This window comes from Candidatus Zixiibacteriota bacterium, from assembly GCA_019038695.1.
GTDB lineage: Bacteria > Zixibacteria > MSB-5A5 > GN15 > FEB-12 > B120-G9.
Genome location: JAHOYZ010000014.1, coordinates 1 through 22,233, shown reverse-complemented (window position 1 = coordinate 22,233; position 22,233 = coordinate 1). Strand labels below are relative to the sequence as shown.

General features: G+C 50.1%; 19 protein-coding genes and 1 tRNA gene. All 20 read left to right on the top strand.

Annotation, left to right across the window (positions count from 1 at the left end):
- The first annotated feature begins 11 nt into the window (after window positions 1-11).
- Window positions 12-2,459 carry a YfhO family protein gene (locus tag KOO62_06165; protein MBU8933573.1) on the top strand — a complete coding sequence of 816 codons (2,448 nt, stop codon included), beginning with the start codon at window positions 12-14 and terminating at the stop codon, window positions 2,457-2,459.
- On the top strand, window positions 2,459-3,187 hold the full coding sequence (locus tag KOO62_06160; protein MBU8933572.1) for a polyprenol monophosphomannose synthase: 729 nt from the start codon (window positions 2,459-2,461) through the stop codon (window positions 3,185-3,187). Before KOO62_06165 ends, KOO62_06160 begins: the two co-directional genes overlap by 1 nt.
- Window positions 3,148-4,059, top strand: a complete 912-nt coding sequence (locus KOO62_06155; protein MBU8933571.1) for a glycosyltransferase family 2 protein — start codon at window positions 3,148-3,150, stop codon at window positions 4,057-4,059. The genes KOO62_06160 and KOO62_06155 overlap by 40 nt, the downstream gene beginning before the upstream one ends.
- Before the next feature lie 171 nt (window positions 4,060-4,230).
- Window positions 4,231-5,190: an acetyl-CoA carboxylase carboxyltransferase subunit alpha gene (locus KOO62_06150; protein MBU8933570.1), complete on the top strand. Its 960-nt coding sequence runs from the start codon at window positions 4,231-4,233 to the stop codon at window positions 5,188-5,190.
- Between the two features lie 13 nt (window positions 5,191-5,203).
- Window positions 5,204-5,371 carry a Trm112 family protein gene (locus KOO62_06145; protein ID MBU8933569.1) on the top strand — a complete coding sequence of 56 codons (168 nt, stop codon included), beginning with the start codon at window positions 5,204-5,206 and terminating at the stop codon, window positions 5,369-5,371.
- A 15-nt stretch (window positions 5,372-5,386) separates the two neighbouring features.
- The gene (locus KOO62_06140; GenBank protein MBU8933568.1) at window positions 5,387-5,839 is read left to right on the top strand and encodes a PTS sugar transporter subunit IIA; all 453 of its coding nucleotides are present in this window, start codon (window positions 5,387-5,389) and stop codon (window positions 5,837-5,839) included.
- 28 nt (window positions 5,840-5,867) lie between these two features.
- Complete coding sequence (gene mreC / locus KOO62_06135) at window positions 5,868-6,662, top strand: rod shape-determining protein MreC (protein MBU8933567.1); 795 nt, start codon at window positions 5,868-5,870, stop codon at window positions 6,660-6,662.
- Window positions 6,659-7,144, top strand: a complete 486-nt coding sequence (locus tag KOO62_06130; GenBank protein ID MBU8933566.1) for a hypothetical protein — start codon at window positions 6,659-6,661, stop codon at window positions 7,142-7,144. Before mreC ends, KOO62_06130 begins: the two co-directional genes overlap by 4 nt.
- A 7-nt stretch (window positions 7,145-7,151) precedes the next feature.
- Complete coding sequence (mrdA, locus tag KOO62_06125) at window positions 7,152-8,966, top strand: penicillin-binding protein 2 (protein ID MBU8933565.1); 1,815 nt, start codon at window positions 7,152-7,154, stop codon at window positions 8,964-8,966.
- A complete protein-coding gene (gene rodA, locus KOO62_06120) occupies window positions 8,966-10,183 on the top strand; it encodes a rod shape-determining protein RodA (GenBank protein MBU8933564.1) in 1,218 nt (405 codons plus the stop codon). The genes mrdA and rodA overlap by 1 nt, the downstream gene beginning before the upstream one ends.
- Window positions 10,184-10,257: 74 nt before the next feature.
- Complete coding sequence (rpe, locus tag KOO62_06115; protein ID MBU8933563.1) at window positions 10,258-10,905, top strand: ribulose-phosphate 3-epimerase; 648 nt, start codon at window positions 10,258-10,260, stop codon at window positions 10,903-10,905.
- A gap of 16 nt (window positions 10,906-10,921) precedes the next feature.
- The gene (locus KOO62_06110) at window positions 10,922-12,643 is read left to right on the top strand and encodes a hypothetical protein (GenBank protein ID MBU8933562.1); all 1,722 of its coding nucleotides are present in this window, start codon (window positions 10,922-10,924) and stop codon (window positions 12,641-12,643) included.
- Between the two features lie 15 nt (window positions 12,644-12,658).
- Window positions 12,659-14,608 carry a transketolase gene (locus tag KOO62_06105; protein ID MBU8933561.1) on the top strand — a complete coding sequence of 650 codons (1,950 nt, stop codon included), beginning with the start codon at window positions 12,659-12,661 and terminating at the stop codon, window positions 14,606-14,608.
- A 74-nt stretch (window positions 14,609-14,682) separates the two neighbouring features.
- Window positions 14,683-16,437, top strand: coding sequence for a hypothetical protein (locus KOO62_06100; GenBank protein MBU8933560.1), 1,755 nt, complete (start codon window positions 14,683-14,685; stop codon window positions 16,435-16,437).
- Window positions 16,438-16,616: 179 nt separating this feature from the next.
- The gene (locus KOO62_06095; GenBank protein ID MBU8933559.1) at window positions 16,617-17,585 is read left to right on the top strand and encodes a glucokinase; all 969 of its coding nucleotides are present in this window, start codon (window positions 16,617-16,619) and stop codon (window positions 17,583-17,585) included.
- Window positions 17,582-18,250: a thiamine diphosphokinase gene (locus tag KOO62_06090; protein MBU8933558.1), complete on the top strand. Its 669-nt coding sequence runs from the start codon at window positions 17,582-17,584 to the stop codon at window positions 18,248-18,250. The genes KOO62_06095 and KOO62_06090 overlap by 4 nt, the downstream gene beginning before the upstream one ends.
- An 85-nt stretch (window positions 18,251-18,335) precedes the next feature.
- Window positions 18,336-18,406, top strand: a tRNA-Gln gene (locus KOO62_06085).
- Between the two features lie 69 nt (window positions 18,407-18,475).
- Window positions 18,476-18,808, top strand: a complete 333-nt coding sequence (locus KOO62_06080; protein ID MBU8933557.1) for an integrase core domain-containing protein — start codon at window positions 18,476-18,478, stop codon at window positions 18,806-18,808.
- A gap of 94 nt (window positions 18,809-18,902) precedes the next feature.
- Window positions 18,903-20,579 carry a VCBS repeat-containing protein gene (locus tag KOO62_06075; GenBank protein ID MBU8933556.1) on the top strand — a complete coding sequence of 559 codons (1,677 nt, stop codon included), beginning with the start codon at window positions 18,903-18,905 and terminating at the stop codon, window positions 20,577-20,579.
- Window positions 20,580-20,675: 96 nt separating this feature from the next.
- Window positions 20,676-22,233, top strand: a 1,558-nt coding sequence (locus KOO62_06070; protein MBU8933555.1) for an aryl-sulfate sulfotransferase, incomplete at its 3' end; no start/stop codon positions are given.

Sequence of the window (22,233 nt, the reverse complement as noted above, 5' to 3'; positions counted from 1 at the left end):
GGAGTTCACCAGTGGCCAGGAAACGAAAACTTTCGCCTAAGTCCAGTTCTCACCCGAGGGTAAGCTTCGACATTGAAAACTCACCCTACTTTATACCGGTTGCCTTTGTCGTTATATTTCTGGCTCTTGTTCTCTTGTTCAGCGACTTTCTATTCTCCGACCAGATGCTGCACAGCTCGGACCAGATTCAGGCTGGTGTATTCTTTAGACAACTGCTTGTGGATCATGTTGCCGAGCATGGTGCCGTACCCCAGTGGAATCCATACATCTTCGGAGGTATGCCGTACATTGAAGCGTTCCACGGTGATATTTTCTATCCGCTCTCAATCATGAAATTTTTCGGTTCATTACCACGTATGCTGGGCATGATCATGTTCCTGCACATTTTTCTCGCAGGCCTGTTTATGTATTTTGCGGCGCGCCAGTTTCGGCTATCCCGGACGGCGGCGCTATTGTCGGCGACGTGCTACATGTTTGCCTCTTACCTGATTTCGCAAGTGGCGCCCGGTCACGACGGCAAGATTTTCGTCACGACCCTTTTCCCACTGGTGATGCTCTTTTTAGATCGGGCTTTCGATGAAAAGCCGTTTCTTAATTTCTCATTGCTGGGACTGGTTATTGGTGTCATCATTCTCTCTCCGCATCCGCAAATGTCGTATTTCACACTGTGGGCGGTGGCTCTCTACGCGCTCTATCGTTTGGTCATGCTCTGGAGAGATAAAGGCAAAATCAGCCTGTTGGCCCGTCCGGCAGTTCTTACTACCTATGCCGTTGTGATAGGACTTCTTATTTCCGCGATCCAGTTCTATCCGGGATATGTTTATACCAGCGAGTACTCGCCTCGCGCCGATTCGAAAAAGGGTTGGGAATGGGCAACCTCGTGGTCGCTGCATGAGGAAGAGGCTATGTCGTTGCTGATTCCGGAATTTGCTGGTACGTCGACGAAAAAAACGCAGACAGCATATTGGGGTAAAAATTACTTCAAGGATAATTCCGAGGCAGTCGGTGTAGTGACAATGTTCGTGGCGTTGTTTGGGCTGTTCTTTTCACGGAGGAAGAAGGCCTGGTTCTTTGGAGGACTAGCCCTGTTTGTTCTGCTCTATGCTTTGGGTGCGACGACGCCGCTGTTCAAAGTGTTCTATTATCTGATACCCAAAGTCAAGGCGTTGCGAGCGCCATCAATGATAATGTTCATATTCAGTTTTTCCGCCGCTCTGTTGGCCGGGATGGGAGTCCAGCGTCTGATTGACCAACGTCAGGAATCCAAGGTTATTGATGACAGGAAGTTCCGTTGGCTCCTGTTTGGATTTCCGGGGTTGTTACTCTTGCTGGCAGTACTTTTTGGTATAGCCGGGCGGGGGATGATCGGAGCCTGGTGTTCATTGTTCTGGAGCGAAGCAGCGACTATGCAGGTATCTCAGGGGATGACTAAACTAGATCTAGCCTATTACAATCTACCAGCTATTCAGAGCGGAGCGTGGCTGTCTTTCGTTTTCACTGCTCTGGCTGCAGTTTGCATCTGGTTGTTCAAAGCTGGAAAATTGGGGACGAGTGCCCTGGTGGCCCTGGCGTTTATTCCTGTTATCGACGGAGTACGATTCAATAGTCGCTTTGTGTCAACCTACGACCATCATCAGGCCTTCGCGCCAAACGCGATCACACAGTTCTTCACCCAGAAAACAGATGAACATTTTCGCGTTATGAATATTCGTGTTATGCAGGAGGATCTGTTGCCGCACCATCGCGTTCCTGTGGTTGTAGGGTATCATGGCAACCAGTTGCGCTGGTATGATGATTTACTCGGCGGTCCGCAGTTGGCCAACCAGGGGAATCCGAGGTTTCTTAATCTGATGGGAGCGAAATATTTAGCCGTCCCAGCTAATCAGCAATTTCCTGAGAGTTATTTTGGTTCTGCGCCGGTGAGAGTCGCTGCAACGTTTGGTGGAGCGGCAATAGTTCAAAACGACAATGCTTTTCCGCGCGTCTATCTTGTGAACAAATTCCGGCTATTCGGTGACCGGCAGGAAATATATCCCGAGGTCATGAACAGCACAGATGATCTGCGGCAGTTGGTATATCTCGAAGAGGAACCTTCAATCGACATTGCAACTGACAGTTTGGCCGGTGATTCGGCGTGGATCATCGACTATGCTGAGGATACTGTTTTGATTGGTGTGAGCTGTACAGCTAATCGTTTACTGGTATTGACGGACAACTATTATGATGCCTGGCAGGTGGCGATTGACGGTCATCCCGCCCCGCTTATGAGGGCTTACGGGTCACTTCGAGCGGTAGCCGTTCCGGCAGGAGCAATGGGAGTTTCATTCGTATATAAATCGACTCGCTATCGGACCGGTAAGCTTGTGACATGGTTGACATCGCTCTACTTGCTTGGTATTTTTAGTATCTATGGTTTTCGAGCTATTCGTCGCCGGAAGAGTAAAGAAGGATTGGATTGATGCCGCATTCCCAACGCGCCCTGGTAATTCTACCGACTTACAATGAGCGGGAGAATATCGAGAAGATTACCCATGCGGTTCTTCCGCTCGATCCGCGGATCCATGTCCTGATAGTGGATGACAACTCACCGGACGGTACCGGTGAGATCGCAGAACGGCTGGCGACAGAATTGAGCAGGGTGAATGTATTACATAGGGAGAAAAAGGACGGACTGGGGCAAGCGTATATCGCGGGATTCAAGTGGGCCATTGAGAGAGAATACGATTATATTTTAGAGATGGATGCCGATTTTTCGCATGGCCCCGAGTACCTGAAGGATTTTCTTGAGGAAATCAAAGAGTATGATGTCGTTGTTGGTTCGCGCTATATCAACGGTGTCAATGTGATCAACTGGCCGATGTCGCGTCTGCTGTTGTCTTACTTTGCAAATACATATACTCGAATTGTGACTGGTTTACCTTTACGGGATGCTACCGGAGGGTATAAGTGTTTTCGCCGCAATGTATTGGAGACAATTGACCTTGATGCCGTTCAATCTTCAGGCTATTCGTTTCAGATCGAGATGTCCATGCGGACCTGGAGTCATGGCTTCACAATCAAGGAGATCCCAATTATTTTTGTTGATCGGACAGCAGGAGAGTCGAAAATGTCTAAGAAGATAGTACGGGAAGCTATCTGGATGGTTTGGTGGCTACGACTGAAGTCCATATTTGGGAAGCTGGGATAAAGAAAGTGTTGGCAGAAAAGACAACTTCGGTGTCGATTGTACTCGTCACTTATAATTCTATGCCCCCACTTGAGAGTTGCCTGGAGAGCATCAAGGCTGGTGTTAATGGTACTCCATTGGAAATCATCGGCGTCGATAATAGTTCTTCGGACAATTCTGCGGAGATGGTGAGCAAGCATTTCCCGAATGCACAAGTCATCCGCAACTCTTCCAATCTTGGCTTCGCGGCGGCGTGTAACCAGGCAGCAAAACATGCTACCGGTGACTATTTGCTGTTTCTTAATCCCGATGTTCAGGTTGACGGCTATGCCATAGAGAAACTGCTTGATGTATTTCGCTCCAGGGAAAAAGTAGGCACTGCTGTTGGGCGGATGCGCTTTCCTGATGGGTCCTTCCAGCCGACTTGCCGGCATCTGCCTCGTTTTTCCAATATGGTCTATTCGCGCGGTTCGATGCTCTCGAAACTGATTGGTAAAAACCGTCATTATACACTTCCCGACTACGATTCCGTAACTCCGATTCCCGCCGCAGCTGGCACAATGATGATGATCCGTAGCGATATTTTTAGAGAAATTGGCGGTTTCGACCGGCGTTTCTTTATGTTTATGGAGGACGTGGACTTGTGTCGCCGTCTGGGAAGTGCTGGTTATACCAACTACTACGTGCCATCAGCTGGGGGTGTACACCTGTGGGGGAAGGGCAGTCGGGCAGGTAAGCTCCGGCGTAATCTCTATCACCACTGGACGGTCTGGAAGTATTTCACCAAACACAGCCCCGGGTTTGTATCATACTGCCTATTGCCGATTGCTCTGGCTATGAATTTTGTGGTGGTTTCGATATTGCCTGTTCCGCAGCCTGTCAACCGAGCCTAAGGTCGGTATATTATTTCTTTCAAGCTATGTTAGAGTATCTTTTATCTCGTCTTTTTATGGTTGAAATTGCATCCCAATTGAGTATCTTAAAAAGCTGTGGTTTTGGTTGGGCTGATACCGACCGTGGTTTTATGACTGTGGAGTATAAGTGGTACTAGCTGTGGAACAATTATGAGTGATCGTCCATTTCTTGAATTTGAACGACCTATCGTAGAGTTGGAAAAGAAGATTTCCGACATGAAGGAGTTCAGTCAGGGGAACGAGATCGAGCTTTCCGGGGAGATAGTCTCCATGGAGAAGAAGCTTGAGAAACTCCGTGAAAAGACGTTCTCAAATCTGACGCGCTGGCAGATGGTACAGCTCTCACGGCATCCCAAGCGTCCCTATTTGCTTGATTATGTAAAGCTGATGACTACCGGTTTCATTGAAATGCACGGTGATCGTTGTTACGCTGACGACAAAGCTATGGTAACAGGGTTGGCCTTTATTGACGACTCTCCGGTCATGATAATCGGACAACAGAAGGGTCGTGATACCAAACAAAAGGTTCTGCGTAACTTCGGCATGGCGCACCCTGAAGGGTACCGCAAGGCGCTGCGGATGTTTCGATTGGCTGAAAAATTCCAGATACCAATCGTTGTTCTGGTCGACACTCCGGGAGCATTCCCCGGGATTGGTGCGGAAGAACGCGGACAGGCGGAAGCTATCGCCTTTAACATTCGTGAGATGTCCCGTATCAGGGTTCCTATAGTGGTCGTGATCATCGGTGAAGGTGCTTCGGGTGGTGCTCTTGGAATCGGGGTTGGTGACCGCATTATGATACTTCAATACGCCTGGTATTCGGTCATCTCGCCGGAGGGCTGTGCTGCTATTTTGTGGCGTGACGCCGCCAAGGCTCCTGAGGCAGCGGAGGCCTTGAAGCCAACTGCGCAGGACCTGGTTGAGTTAAAGATTGTTGATACAATTATACCCGAGCCTCAGGGTGGTGCTCAATGTGATCCGGCCGGGGCGGCAAAATTCGTAAAAGAGGCACTTCTGAAGGCGCTTGATGAATTAGGGCAGAAATCGACGGCTGATCTGTTGGCGGAGAGGATGCAGAAATATCGGTGTATGGGGGTGATTGATGACTGAAGGAGTTGGAAATATGGAACTCTCGAAGGATCTGTTGGAGAAGTTGGTTTGCCCCAAATGCAAGGGGAAACTGGAAAGTCAAAATGATGGAAACTGTCTCGTCTGCGACAATTGCAGGTTGGAGTTCAGGGTTGTTGATAACGTCCCTGTTTTACTCATTGACGAGGCGCGGAAGTTGTAGGTAAAGGTAAGGTCGATGAAACTCTCTAAGTTTTGCGATGAGACTCTGGTGAAGTTCAATCTGAATGCCCAGACAAAGGATGATGTCATAACCGAGTTAGTGGAGATGGTGTCAACTTCACCCATGATCAAAAATGCCGAGCAGTTGCTGGCAGATGTTCTCGATCGGGAAAACCTGGTCACGACTGGCGTCGGTTATGGCGTGGCATTCCCGCATTCCAAAACGAAGTCGGTCAAGGGTATTGTGATTGGTTTTGGTCGGAGCGAGGAGGGCGTTGATTTTGACGCTATGGACCATAAGAAGGTCCACTTGTTTTTCCTGATTGCAGCCCCAGAGGATGCCATCGGAGCACACTTGAACGTGATGGCTCGCCTCTCGTATCTGATGAAATCTGAGGAGAATCGCAGGCTTTTGCTGGAAGCTGCCTCTCCGGGTGATGTCCTGGAGTTGATTGACGACGTAGACTGAAGAGATTTGATGGCAAGGACGCCTCTTAATGAGCTGGATTTCGACTCAGTTTTCCCGCCACTGGCGCAACATACATATCGGCTTTGTTGTTGTGCTTTCGGTCGGGTTGGTCTTTAGTCCTCCGAAAGTACACAAGTTAGTCGGTCAGGCACTTCTTTCGGGGTTCTATTACCCTTTCTTCAAGATTAAGAGTTCGTATGAATTATTGGCCTCCCATGATGCCAACAATGTTGAACTGCGTGCATCCCTGACCAAAGCTTCCTTTCAGCTCAGCCAGTTGGAGGAGGTTCTGCGCGATAACCAGCGGCTCCGAACCGCCCTCGGTTTTGAGCAATCTCCTGGCTATCGTCTAATTCCGACCGAAGTTATCTCGGTCTTCGGTTACAAAACGCCCGTTGCAGCTATTGTCAACCGGGGCGACTTTGACGGATTGGAGCCTAACCTTCCGGTTATCAACCAGGACGGATTGATTGGGCGTATTTCGTCAGTAACGCCCGATTATGCTACCGTTCAGCTTCTCACCGACCCGGCCAATCGGGTGGCGGCTCGTATCGCATCCAGCCGTGAAATGGGTATTGTAAAGTTCTCGACCTCCGACGGAATGATACTCGACAACTTTCCCCTACAGGGTACCATTGCGGTTGGGGACACTATCTTGTCATCCGGCCTGGGCGGAGTTTATCCTCCTGGTATGATTGTTGGCACGGTTACATCTGTGGAGCGGCACGAGGACGAAGCATTTTGTCGTGTAACCCTGGACCCGGCGGCTAACTTCTGGGCGATAGACGAACTTTTTATACTGGGAATTGAGGACGGACCATGAGGCTGATACCTTATCTGGTTTATCTATTGTTGATCGCCTGTCACCAGGTGATACTAAAAGATTTGACCGATATCTTTGGTGTTGGGCTAAGTCTTACCGCTTTTCTGGTCATGGCGGTGGCCATCAGCAAATCAGAGTTGATATCTATGTGGTTCGGTTTTGTTGCCGGGCTTGTCATGCTGGCTGGCTATCCCGATTTAATGGGTGGTAGTGCTGTAATAACTGCTATGCTCGGATTGGCGGCATTCCATGCGTGTGAACGCCTCAATCTTGAATCTCTATATTCGAAGCTTCTTCTGGTTCTGGCGGGGGTGGTTCTGCACAACGCTCTTATTTTACTGCTGATGAACTGGTCGGAGTTCTTCCACCTGCTCATTGTCAGCGCCCTACCCAGTGCAATTTACACAACCGTTCTAGCTTGGATCTATTTTCTAGTACTGGAAGGTCGTCTGACTTTCCGCAAGCTTAGGTCCGTTTTCTAAATACCTAATGAACAAGCTGATACTTACAACTACGCAGAAGGAAAAGGTCGCTTTGGCTTTGATAGCGGCCGTCATCATTTTTCTTGTAGCGGGTCTCGTTAAGCTTCAGATTGTTGATCATCCGCAATTAGCCGCCCAATCAGAGAATAACCGCATTCGAGTGGTGCCGATTACACCGCGCCGCGGAGTTGTTTACGACCGCGAGAATAGACGCCTTATCGACAATCGACCTTCGTATACAGTCTCGGTTGTATTGGCTGAAATGGTGCCCGATGAGACGCTTGCAAACGTAGCTGAGTTGCTTGGTTTGGATACTCTTGAAATTAGAAGGAGAATCAGGAAAAACCTTGTTAATCGCTACCAACCCACCCCGGTTAAGCGCGATGCAGCCTTCGAGATCATTGCGGTTCTTGAGGAGCAGAGCTTTCGTTTTCCGGGAGTAACCTACCAGATCGAACAGGTCCGTCGCTATCCTGAGAACATGAGTTCGGAAACTTTCACGGGCTATGTGGGGGAGGTGTCAAGCGAGGATCTCGGTCGCCATTCATACCCGGAGCTAAGGCTGGGCAGTATGATCGGGAAAAAGGGGTTGGAGAGATACTACGACTCCCATTTACGAGGACAGGAGGGAACCGCGTGTATCGAGGTTACGGCTACTGGACAGATTTTGGGTCAGTATGAGGATCGCCTCGAGGTCTCAGCGGTGCCGGGTGCTGATCTGATTTTGACAATTGATCTCGATTTGCAGCAGGCGTGCAGTGATGTTCTGGATACATTTTGTTGTGGGACGATTGTCGCCGCCGATCCTCGAACCGGTGAGATATTGGCAATGACTTCCTATCCCAGCTATGATGCCAATATCTTTTCATCCGTAATCCCTGATTCAGTTTGGCAGGATATCTCATCGGACTCATCACATCCTCTTCTGAACCGTCCGCTCAAAGGTCTCTATCCCCCGGGATCGACGGTCAAGTTTGTCACGGTCGGGGCGGCTCTTGAGGAAGGACTGGTCACGGCTTCGTCCACATTGCAACCTTGTTTGGGTGGGTACAAGTTCGGGAATCGTGTTTTTCATTGTTGGAGGCCTGACGGTCACGGATGGCTCAACGCGGTACATTCAATTGAACAGTCATGTAATATATACATGTATCAGCTTGGTCTCAAATTGGGAGTTGATCTTCTCTCCCGGTATTATGGTCATTGTGGCTTTGGTCGGGCAACTGGAATCGATCTGCCTGGCGAAGAAGTCGGGCTTAATCCCAACAGTACCTATTATGATCAGCGATTTGGTCCCAACAAATGGACCAGAGCCCTTGTAATGAACAACAGTATTGGCCAGGGGGAAGTACTCGTTACGGTGCTGCAGCTGGTCCAGTTTGTCAACGGGATAATAAACGATGGTGTCGTCTATCGTCCTCACATTGTGAAGAATATCGTGGACGCCAACGGAGAAGAAACTACCATAGCCCCCGAGGTGTCTTTCCGTCTGCCATTTACTCCCTCGACCCTTGACGTTCTGTGCGAGGGGCTTCGGTTGGTTGTCGAAGGGGAACACGGCACTGCACGTAGCCTGCAAACAGATCAATACACGGTAGGTGGCAAAACGGGGACGGCGCAAAACCCGCATGGCGAGAACCACTCGTGGTTTGTCGGTGTGGCACCACTGGAGAATCCGGAGATTGTTGTTTGTGCCCTGGTGGAGAACGCCGGTCACGGCTCCGAAGTGGCGGTGCCTGTAGTGGGAGAGATCATCAAGTCATACATGCAGAAGCGGCTCGACACTACCGATCTGGCGGCGGCATCGATAGGGGACAAAGACTGATGTTGAAATACAGTGATCTTGATTGGAAGCTTATCAGCTCAGCGTTGGCTCTGTCGCTTATTGGTGTGCTCATGATTATGTCTGCTCAATACCATGCCGATTCGGAATTTGCTCAGCACTATTACCAGCGTCAGTTGATTTGGTTGGCGATAGCCATAGTCGTATTTGCTGTCGTAGTACATCTCCCTCTGCGTCTATTTGATGTGACCGCCTACCTGTTGTACGGAGTAATGTTAGCGGCTCTGGTGGCGGTCCTGTTTGTTGGTTCGACGCGTATGGGTGCTTCACGTTGGTTTTCGTTCGGCCCGATTAATCTGGCGCCATCGGACCTAGCCAAGCTCACTCTTGTTTTCGCACTTGCACGTTTTTTTGCTTATACAAAACTGGGGGCTGCTTCCAAACGAAGACTGGCATTATCGTTTATGCTCACGGTTGTTCCCATGGCTCTGATTCTGAAACAACCCGATCTAGGCACTTCGCTGGTCTTTCCAGTGATTCTCCTGGCTTTATGGTTTTGGTCTGGGTTGTCACTATTGCACCTGTTCCTGATTATCTCGCCGTTGGTTTCGTTGCTGGCGGCCAGTCATTGGCTGGCCTGGGCTGTGTATTTCGTGGTGTTATTGAGTATCTTGTTTCTGCTCCGTCCCGGTATGTTGTTTGGCGTCTCCGCGGTTGTAACGAACCTTGCTTCTGGAATTGTGACACCATTTTTGTGGAATCGATTGGCTGAATATCAGAAACTTCGCATCCTGTCTTTTCTTGACCCGGGACTTGATCCGCGCGGGGCCGGGTATCAGATCATTCAATCCAAGATTGCCATTGGGTCTGGTGGGGTATTGGGGAAAGGTTTGCTTGAGGGGTCTCAAACGCGTCTTGATTTTTTACCCGAGCGTCACACCGATTTCGTCTTCTCTGTGATTGGCGAAGAGCTTGGACTGTGGGGGGCTATGATTGTCATTACACTGTTTACTTATCTTCTGTACCGGGCGATTAGGATTGCCGCTCGGTGTCGCTCACGTTTTGCCTCTTATGTGGTTTTTGGAGCGTCGTCGATATTTCTACTTCAACTACTGGTTAACGTAGGCATGACCCTGGGTGTTATGCCCGTTACCGGGCTTGCCTTGCCGTTTATTAGCTATGGTGGAACATCTCTGGTACTCTCCTGGACGATTGTAGCATTGATTGTTTCAGCTGATTATCACTGGCAGGAATACTGATCGTAGCGCTTACCTCAAAGTCTGATCACACCATTTTCCGTTGCGGAACGCAGATGAACTGCATAAATTGTCGTATGGCAAGACTTGCTCCTTCTGTACTGGGCGCTGATTTCTCACGATTGGGTGAGGAAATCCGTAAGTCGGACAAGGCCGGAATCGACATGTTTCATCTTGATATTATGGATGGTCATTTCGTTCCTAATATTTCGTTTGGTCCGGGCGTCGTAAAAACTATTGACAAGCTCTCAGATACTTTTCTGGATGTACACTTGATGCTCTCGGAGCCGGAGAAGTACTTCGAGGCGTTCATCCGTGCGGGGGCCGACGGCATTACCTTTCACTATGAGGCTCGGCCCGAACCGTTACCGCTCGTGAATCAGATTAGGAACTTCGGCTGTCAGGTGGGTTTGTCAATCAATCCTGACACAGATGTAGAAAAAGTGTTACCGTTTCTGGAAGAAGTTGACCTCTTGCTGATTATGTCAGTCTATCCCGGTTTTGGGGGGCAGAAATTCATTCCTTCCGCGCTCAACGCCGTACATATCGCGCGCGAGTTCATAGAGAGTCATCATCTCAAAACAGCTATTCAGGTCGATGGCGGTGTGGACGCAGGCAATGCTGAGTCGGTGGTGAGAGCCGGAGCCGATATTCTTGTGATGGGCACTGCTTTTTTTGGTTGTGCGGATAAGACGACACTAACACGGAACATAAGCGCACTATAATACAAAGGATTTTTAAATGTCGCGAAACAATCTCTTGATAACCGCTGGTAGGCAGGATCAAGCATATGTTCGTGCCATGCGACGTGCCACCCGGAACGATGTGGCTGCGAAGATTATGATCCGTCAGGCTGGCGTATTGGCCAAGAGCGCATCCCTAAAGAAGTTGATAGCCAATCGCCTCGGCTGGGTTGATATCGTTCCGCGCATGAAGCGACAGGTTGGCCGCATTGAGCAATTTGGTAAAGACGTGTTTGCGGACAGGCTGTGTCACATCGTGCTTATGGGCATGGGAGGATCATCGCTCTGCCCCGAGTTGTTCAATATCGTCTTCAAGTCTCATCCGCGTGTGAAGTCATTTGATGTAATCGACTCAACCGATCCGGTCGCCATCAAGGCGGTAGCCCGCAAGATTGATCCCAGGAAGACGCTGTTTATCGTTGCGTCCAAATCGGGAGCAACAATCGAAACCCGGTCGCATTTGGCCTATTTTATGAACATGCTCCGTCGCGCCGGTGTGAAGAAGGTTGGCAAGCATCTGGTGTCCATTACGGACAAGGGCAGTGATTTGGAGAAACTGTCTCGCCGACATCATTTCCGGAAGACCTTTGTGAATCCGTCTGACATCGGCGGTCGGTATTCGGCGCTGTCATATTTTGGACTGGTTCCCGGATTCTTCGCCGGTGTGGACTTGAAGATGCTACTCGAAAGTGCGGGCATCATGGAGAAGGCTATCCGCGAACGTTCAGGGGAGACTAATCCTGCACTGGTCCTCGGAACACTAATGGCGACGACAGCACTTGAGAGTATTGACAAACTGACCTTCATGGCCTCAAAGAAGACCGCTCCTCTGGTGCCGTGGGTGGAACAACTGGTGGCCGAATCTACTGGTAAAAATGGCATGGGCGTCATCCCGGTCGAGGCCGAGCCGGTTGGCTCTCTGGATAAGTATGGCCGGGATCGTTTGTTTGTCTTTCTTCGACTGAGGTCGGAACGTTCTGACCCGAACAAGTCGCTTAGGAATAAGCTCCTTAAGAAAGGCTACCCTGTCGTCAGTATTGAGATGGATTCAATGCACGAACTTGGCGCTCAGTTCCTATTGTGGGAAGCAGCCACAGCCGTCGCTGGGTATCACATGGGGATCAATCCATTTGACGAACCCAACGTCACCGAGAGCAAGTATAACACCACCGCTATTCTCAAGGCGTACCAGGAATCGGGACAATTCGACAATACTGCTCCGACGGCGCGTTACAAGCACCTATCGCTCGTGGGCCATAGCGGTAGGCGCTACACTCGAGCGGAAATCTGCGATCTCCGCAAAGTAGTAAAACGTTTCCTGACTGGTTTGAAAAAGCCGGAGTATGTGGCGTTACTTGGCTATTTCAAGGCCGATAATGCTGTCGAGAAGGAGTTTGCCCAAGTACGTTCGCAGATACAGGGGAAGAAAAAGGTAGCCACCTTACGTGGTTATGGACCCCGTTTCCTGCATTCAGTAGGACAGTTGTACAAAGGTGGTCCACCGACTGGCCGGTTCGTTGTTTTTGTACGCGAGAAATATGACCGACTTGATATTCCCGGTCAGTTTTTCGATTTTGGTCAGTTGATTTCCGCCCAGGCTATTGGCGATGCCCGTGCTCTGGCAGGACGAAAACTACCGATGCTGGCAATTGCTATCAATGGTAATCCGGCTCGTGCTCTCAAGGAGTTTGGTAACCTAGTGCGCTCTGCACTCAAGTAGAAAGGATACGCAGCGATGACTTTCGATCCCTGGCGAGGTTTTTCCAACAGCGCTCTTACCGGTGAATGGCGTGACAAGCTGACTGAGATGGCCCGAGTATCCCGTGGCCACATCCTGAAAATGACATCTGTTGCCGCCTCCGGACATCCCGGTGGTTCTATGTCGTCGGTTGACGTGTTCCTGATGCTGTACAATATGGCCCGGGTGGATCCCAGGAATCCGCGTCGAGATGATCGCGACCGCATCATTATTTCCCACGGTCACACTTCACCAGCCGTGTATTCTTCGCTGGCGGCGGCTGGTTTTTTTGACATCGTACCCTGCTTGCACGGTTTCCGCCAGGCTGGTTCTCCCTTCGAGGGACACGTCGAGCAGACAGTCCCTGGAGTCGAATGGGATACCGGTAATCTTGGTCAAGGCCTTTCAGTTGGTATTGGCAAGGCGCTCTATGCGCGATTGTCCGGACAGAGTTTTCACACCTATGTTGCCATGGGGGATGGTGAGCAGCAGAAGGGGCAGATATCGGAAGCGCGACGTCTGGCCGCAAAGTATAGCCTGACCAACCTTACCGCCATCGTTGATTACAACCGTCTTCAAATATCCGGCCGCCTTCGTGATGTCATGCCCCAGGATATAGTCCGTGATTGGAAGTCGGACGGTTGGCATGTAATTGAAATTGACGGCCATGACTTCGATCAGATTTATGGTGCTCTATATCGGGCGTCGCAGGATTCGGAAACGCCGTTCATGATTCTTGCCCGAACGATGATGGGCAAGGGTGTGTCATTCATGGAGAATAAAGAAGGCTACCACGGTGCGCCAGTAAAACGCGAGATGCTTGGTGATGCCCTTGCTCAGCTCGGCTCGGATGACAGTGATTTCAAAGCGCTTATCACGCGTCGTGCTGATGGTCCTCCACCCATGTTCAAGCGTGAGGAAACACCGTTTCCAGTTGTTGATCCGGGTACACCACTCCAATATGGAACCGACGATTCGTCAGATAACCGATCTGCATGGGGCAAGGCGTTGTTGTCGGTGGCTGGTGCCAATATGGATAAGAGCGATTTTGTGATGAGTGTCTTCGATTGCGATCTAGCCGGGTCGGTTAAGACAGCGGCGTTTGCAGAAAAGTACCCAAGTAATTTCATCCAGTGTGGCATCTCGGAACATAATGTGGCCACTACAGTTGGATCATTGGGGGCAGAGAAGGCACTGGCAGTGTGGGCCGATTTCGCCATGTTCACCGTTGCCGAAACTTATAATCAAGCCCGTCTTAACGATATCAATCGTGCCCATGTCAAACTTGGGTGTACCCATGCCGGTGTTCAGGTTGGCGAGGACGGAAAGACACACCAGAGTATCGACTACTTTGGTTTGTTCAACTCGACCTTTGGATGGAAAGTCATCACGCCCGCCGATCCTAACCAAACTGACAAAGTTACGCGGTATGTGTTGAGCACTCCCGGCAGTTTCGCAATTATTATGGGTAGGTCTAAGGTGCCGATTATCACCGACGAGGATGGCCGACCGTTCTTTGGCGAGGACTATACTTACAACTATGGTCGTATGGATACTCTGCGCTCGGGCGAGAAGGTCGCATTGATAGCGGCTGGTAATATGGCTACGGTTGCCATTGAAGCCTGGAATAAACTCAACGAGAAAGATATCCGGGTGGCTTTGGTGAATGTATCCGATTGGTCAGATTTGCATGCTGATGACATTCAGATGCTGGCCCGGTATGATCATCTGGTAACGCTTGAAGATCACAACGTCAAGACCGGCTTGGGAACGGCGTTGGGTGTAGCGTTGATGGAATCCGGTGCACGATGCACACTTACTCGACTCGGAGTTACAGAATACGCTTCGTCAGGCAAACCAGCCGATTTGTTCAAAATGTTGGGTCTTGATGCCGACAGCGTGGCCGACCGCATCAGACAAATCATAGGCAAACCGGTACGTGTGTAGGGGATTCTTTCCAAGTGTAAGAGAACCGCGAAGAGGCAGACCAGGCATACAGCAAGTAGCGCTCTAAGGTGATTGTGTCGGAGTCACATCGGACAAACGTTTTCTTAACGATCATTGTGATGGGGTCGGCCGTTGGTCTATATCTCGGGTGGCAACTGTTCTGGTTCCTGACTGATGATGCCTTTATCGCTTTCAGGTATGTCAGCAACAGCATCTTGGGGTACGGTTATACATGGAATCCGCCACCATTTCGTCCGGTGGAAGGCTATACTAGCTTTCTGTGGGTTGTGGTGCTGGATCTGGTTTGGCGGGTTTTCGGTTTGATGCCTCCCCAAGTGGCCAACAGCTTATCACTGTTATTTTCCGGGGGTACGTTACTACTCACAATTCGAGCCGTACGGCGTATGCGCCTAAGCAAGCAGTTGAGCGGTCTTCGCTTGGTTTTCCTCGCGGTGATCCTAGCGGGAACTCTCAGCAATAGGACGTTTCTGGCCTGGACCAGCTCCGGTTTGGAGACGGCAATGTTCAACTTTAGCCTGATGCTCTGGGTTGTGATCGGTGTTTTTACTACTAAATACCGTCCCCTCTGGCTCTTTGGATTCACCAGCGCGGCCGTCTTCGCATACCTGACCCGGCCGGATGGCATGATTATGGTAGCCGCGACAATTGTGTTGGCAGCCGTGTGGTTGCGGGCCAGCATACAGCACCGCCTTTACAGAGCGCGTTCGTTGTTTAGCCTTATCCCCCTGATGGCTGTTCCAGTCCATCTGGTGTGGCGGCGACTTACGTATGGCGAGTGGCTTCCCAATACGTACTACGCGAAACATGTTGCAGCGTGGCCGGAAGCCGGGATCAGGTATTTCGCCTCGTTTGTACTTGAATACGCCCTTTGGGTCTGGCTGGTGGTCTTCCTTTGGCTTGCAGTAGTATGGATAAGAAGGCGGACCTGTCAGCGATCGTGGCAGCCTGAAGATGGGAATAACGGTCTTGCGGCTGGAATCGCTGGCAGACTATCACAACTCAACCGGCCGCTCTGTACTACCGTGATCACAGCTACCCTACTGATCCATTTGCTTTACTACACGCTAATAATCGGTGGCGATCACTTCGAGTATCGCGTGTATAGTTTCTGGGTCCCGCTAATATTCATCTCTTTCGTATGGCTACTTACATCGCTGGACCTCAAACCCCGAGCGGCAGTTACCCTTCTTGGACTGTTTGTCCTTTTGTCCTTGCCGGTGCCGTGGACCCATTGGATCATGACGAAGAATCTCACGACGCGCGATGAAACATACATAATGCAGATACCTATCAGCGAACGGTTTCCCGGCTTCGTGCGCTGGTATGGTGTGGCTTTCGATAATCTCCAGAGGTGGCTCATCCAGCATCACGTGGGTATGAGGCATCAGGAACACAAGATATTCTACGAATATAAACGACAGTCCAATGTCACACGTGCCGAAGGCGAGCACGTCCGCACCGGCGAACATTCGGTCGGCAATTATCCGGTCATGGTGGCATCGACTGTCGGTATTCCAGGGTGGGTGTTTCCTCATGTGGCGATTATTGATGCCTATGGTTTGAATGACTATGTGATTGCGCGGCATCAAACCAAGCCGTTCGGAGAACGGCTTATGGCCCATGATCGATATCCCCCTGAAGGTTATCGGGAGTCGTTCCGTCCTAATGTATTTACGATGAAGAACCGAAGAGTGAAATTGTTCCCCCGGGAGACAGAGCTGACGGCTGAGATGATAATTGCCAATGAAGAATACTGGGTGAATCGAATTGTACATGGTCGAGATACAGCCGATTCACAGTTGGAATAGCCGTTCGTAGGAAACGCCGGTAATGTTTGCTCGGATTTCTCCGACCAATTGTCGATACTTAACGTATAAGAAGTGTAGAAACACACCGATAGAGCCAACCGACCTTTGTTGGCGTCCTGATTTATCGGACAAGGACAACTAACACTTTAGGTACGTAACACAATGTACAGTACGACAGTATGTTAGCGGGATACGTCACAAGTAAGTCTACGCGTCTTGCTACTGTAACTCGTCCCAAGGGGGAGATACACCTCAACAATCAAGTTGATCTGAATAATACCGCCAACGATTTTGAGTCGCTGGTGCGACGCTATTTACGTAATCAGGATCGACAGTCGGGGCCTGCCTGTTTTGCCGTATCCGGTCCGATCTACGATAACTCATCCCCCGGGCGATATCTTCCCTGGCCCATCGATGGGCAGGAGATTGCTGATCGTTTGCCGTTTTCGCAAGTGCGGTTGGTCAATGAGCATATCGCTGCCGCCCAGGGTTTGTTCGAACTGAAACCAGATCGTTTTTATACCCTCAATGAGGGGAATCCGATTCCGAATGCCAACAAGGGATTGGTGACGATAAATAATTCGCTCGACGAGACCATGATCGTTTATGATGGTGAGCGGTACAGCACTTTTGTAACCGAATCTCCCCACGCCGGGTTTGCTCCTGGCAACCAGCTTGAAACCGAACTATGGCAGTATCTGTATGCTGAGCATTCACGGGTCGAGGTAGGGGACATTGTGAGCCGACGAGGCTTGAACCGCATTTTTCGCTTCGTATCTGATTCCGGTCATCTGGAATTACCGAACTGGTTTCAGGAAGGCTCAGTCCGTACGGGCAAGATCGTTGAATTGGCTCTGGCTGGAGAAAATGAAACGGCCGAGGAAACACTCGACATTTTCATAGACTGCCTGGCTTCTGAAGCAGCCGATCTTGCTCTGCGCGGAATGACACTGGGCGGGATCTATCTCAGTGGCAGCATCGTATCCGAGATTGTCACAGTTCTGGACAAGGGTTTTTTCATGGAGCGCTTCACGCGGCGCGGCGAAATGGAAGAACGTTTGCTCGACATACCAGTGCATGTTGTTCTTGAGCAAAGAACACCTCTCATCGGTGCCGCCTGTATCGCGCTGGGACTACAACCGCAATGAAGGGTTTCACGCTTTTCCTGAATGGTGTCTACCGTCAACAAGATATGTCTTTCTACCGGCAATTCTGCAATTCCAAATGCACTGTGGCTGTCGATGGCGGCTACAGCTTTTTTCGCAAGGCCAGTTTGTTTCCTGATATTCTAATCGGTGATTTTGATTCCCTGAAACGATTTCCACGTGATCTTCCTGAAACAACGACGGTTATACGTCATCCGTCACGGAAGGACAAAACCGACCTGCATCTTGCCATCGACTATTGTGTTGAGATAGGCGCTCGCACCATCGACATTGTGCAACCAAGCGTCGGAGAGATCGACCACCTCCTCGCCAACACGCACTGCGTGTCTTATGGAGTTTTCGACTCTGGGAGCCGGAAGGCACCACTCATTCGAATCATCAGTCCCATGCACGAGATCAGACCGGTTGTTGATGGCGCTGTAACATTCACGGATAAAGTGGGGGATACAGTGTCAGTATTAGCGTTGTCGGAAAAGGTCGTTCTGAGTATTACCGGAACCGAGTATCGGGGGCGGGGTATCAGTCTGAAGTTGGGGGAGACGCGCGGTTTACGCAATCGAATCACTTCTCGGCGAGCGAGGTTTCAAGTGCAGGGCAGGGCGTTGATTGTGCGCCTTTTTAGTCGCCGTTGGGATTTGATGAACTAAAACGTTAGCCTTGACAAGCCGATCTAACTATCTATATTGGCACCGACATAGCCGGACAGTTATTGACTGTTTTGGTGAATCATACTGGGAGATAGTCCAATGGTAGGGCACGCGGCTCTGGACCGTGGAATCGGGGTTCGAATCCCTGTCTCCCAGCTTTTCATTATCTAACTCCTTTCAATTACAAGAGTTGCCAGAACATGAATTGGTTGTTTGTGACGTTTTGTGACAGATAATGGCCACGAATTCCAGGCCCGGTTCCATTGGCACTTAGCCGACTTGGGGATACGTCATGATTACATCAGGCCACGAACACCACGTCTCAACGGCATAATCGTACGATCCCATCTGACTGATAAGCAAGAATTCTATCAGCTACTCACCTACACTGACGACGTTGATTTGAAGCAAAAACTCAAGGTCTGGGAAGACTTCTACAACTTCAGCCGATCACACGGTTCGTTGAAAGGGAAAACACCGCATGAGGTGCTCAAAGAAAAACTATCAGCTGGACAACCAGTATCGTCCGAGGTGACGTATCACACACTTGACATGTGAGAAATATCCCGTATATTGTTGCTAGGTGTCGGCAGGCCACTATGCTTGTGCACCCGTTACTACTTTGTACATACCTATTACTGGAAAGAGCAACATGACTACAAGAGCCTGTACCTTGCTAACCCTTCTACTCATTCTGGCTTTGACCGGCTCCGTTTTGTCTGCTGATCCTCTCTTTGACCCTGCAGTCAATTACGATGTCGGAACCGGCCCGAGAGCGGTGTTTTCAGCTGACTTCAACGGAGATGGTTATAAGGACCTCGCAGTGGCCAATCGCGCTTCCGGCGACGTCTCTGTCCTGCTCAATAACAGCATTGGGATCTTCTCTCCAGCCGTCCATTATGAGACCGGTGCTTTTCCCTCTGGTGTTATTTCTGTCGACTTTGACGGAGACAGTGACAATGATCTGGCGGTCACCAATGCCAATTCGAACAACGTCTCTGTTCTGTTGAATAATAGTGACGGGACATTTGCGCCGGCGGCCAATTATCAAGCCGGAGGAAAACCTCGAGCCCTGTTCTCCGCCGACCTTGATGGGGATACCGACTTCGATATTGCCGTCACTAATCGACAATCCGATAACGTTTCTATTCTGCTTAACAATGGCGATGGGACCTTTGCTCCCAGAGTTAACTATGCTGCCGGCGATGGTGCCTGGTCAGTATTCGCTGCTGACCTCGACGGTGACAACGACAACGATCTGGCAGTGGCAAATAAGGTTGAACACGATGTCGCTATCCTTTTGAACGCTGGTGATGGGACCTTTGCCCTTTCGAGCATCTACAGTGTTGGGACTGAACCCTGGTCCGTTTTCTCAGCCGATTTTGACGGTGACAATGATAATGATCTGGCTGTGGCGAATCTGAGATCTGATGACGTCTCTATCCTGTTGAACAATGGTGACGGGTCCTTTGCAGCATCAATCGAGTATGGAGCCGGAGATGAGCCCAGCTCCGTATCATCGGCTGATTTTGATGGTGATAACGACAACGACTTGGCGATTGCGAATGGAAATTCCAGTAACGTATCGGTACTACTGAACAACGGTGACGGGACTTTTGCAGCAGCACTCGATTTTGGGGCAGGTGATGGTCCTAAAGCAATTTTCGCAGCCGACCTTGATGGAGACTTGGACAACGACCTGGCCGTAGCCAATTCGCAATCCGGAGACGTATCGATCCTGTTCAATCAAACCAGGTGGGGGACCATACCGGCCACCGCGCCTGAACCTGATACGATGTATCGCTTCTTTTCAAAGACCATAGATCCTCTTGAGCTAATACTACACTTGGGCAATTTTGATTCCGGCTACATTGTCTCTGACGTCAATACCGCATCGCTCTCGATCAATGGCGCTGTTACCCCGGTATCAGTCGCAGTGAACCCATCTCATCCCGATTTCGATGCTGAGGTTCTCGAAGTTGTTTTCCATGCCAAGAAATTCATTGAAGGTTACGGAATTCTTTTTGACATCAGTGCTCTGCCTTACACCGTAACCGGTGAGTACTTGGACAGCTCCCCGTTTACGGCAATTGGCAGGTTCGTTTTTGTAGGGCACATATCCGGAGACGTAAACGCTGATGACGAAGGTCCCAATATCGCCGATTTGACGTACCTCACAAAATACCTCTTTATAGGCGGTCCGCCACCGCCGGTAATCGAGGCGGCCAACGTTGATGGCGCCAACGGATTGACGGTCGCAGACCTGACTTACATGGTGGACTTTCTGTTTAGAGGTGGCCCGCCGCCAAATTGCCAACCCCAGGGGTAGGGAAACCTGACCCGAATTATGATCGAGACTGCAACAAGATAGTTCTCGTTGTTGCGTGAGTTTATTGATGGTCCAGACAACCGGAGATTGTATCAGATGAGACTTCCTGAGAGTCGCGACATTGTGTCACTTATCGTTTCCATTTTTATATTCAGCCTGGGCACCACGCTTCTGCGGGCCGAGCAAACGGTTGGCTTGTTTGAGTATGACACGTCATCGTCAGATGGTTATACTTTGATTGCATCCCAAAATTCATCTTGCGTTTATCTGATTGATGAATTCGGACGGGTGGTACATTCGTGGGACGATACCACATATTCGTTTTTGGCTTTTCCATATCTTTCGCCTACTGGCGATCTGGTTCGTAAGGTTACCGCAGGTGGAGAGATTTCAGCTCACCTAGTGAAGTATGATTGGGACGGGAACAAGATATGGGATTGGATGTGTACTGATACTTCCTTTAGCCAGCATCACGATATTCAGCCGTTACCCAATGGAAATGTACTTATGAATGTGCGGCAGAATTTCTCCCAGGACGACTTCATAGCCTTAGGAGGAGATATCTCCACGTTTGGTGGCGAGCTTCTTCTAGCTGAGGGGATTATTGAAGTCATGCCAACCGGTCCGACCACGGGAATTATCGTATGGGAGTGGTCGATAATGGACCATCTTATTCAGGACTTCGATCCCACCAAACCCAATTACGGTGTTGTTGAGGATCATCCCGAACTGCTGGATCTTAACTTTGGCATGAAATATGACTCCTGGCTTCATGCAAATGGTGTCAACTACAACACCAGATTTGATCAGATTGCCATCAGTCTGCGATTAGCAAATGAGTTTTGGGTTATAGATCACAGCACAAACACAATCCAGGCTTCCGGACATACCGGCGGTACCCGGGGTATGGGTGGGGATATTCTATATCGCTGGGGTAACCCTCAATCTTATCGGGCCGGCGACTCAACCGATCAACAACTCTCCTATCAACACAATGCCCATTGGGCAGCCGAGGGATATCCGGGTGCAGGGAATATACTAGTTTTTAACAATGGGAATCTGTGGGATTACTCCTCGGTAGTCGAAATTGAACTGCCGGTTGATGAGTTTGGAGACTATCCCCTTCCTCCACCCGGTATAGCTCATGAACCCTCTTCACCAATATGGTCATTCACAGCCGACCCACCGGAGTCATTCTTTGCTCCGGTTCGATCAGGATGCCAGCGTCTGATCAACGGCAATACCATTATGGTCAATGGTCCCGACGGCTTGATTCGTGAGGTTAATCCTGCCGGAGAGGTCGTCTGGTTGTATCAGAATCCTGATGGCAGAACCGGCCCGACAGTCCAGGGAGAAGATCCCATTGCGACCTTGATGTTTCTTGTTCATAGATACCCGCTTGACTATCCGGCTTTTGATGGTAGAACTCTTCTGCCAGGAGCAACCATTGAAATATATCCGATAACGTTGAGTGGAACCACTGTCTTTCCTCCTGAACCCCATGAGTCTGATACACAAGTCGTTATCCGCTCTACGATTACATCTGATTCCGGTCTGGCAGGAACTACGGCTATGGTAGATTTCGGAACCGGTTACCAGGCGTTTCCAATGTTCGATGATGGCCTGCACATGGATGGAAGCGCAAATGACTCTC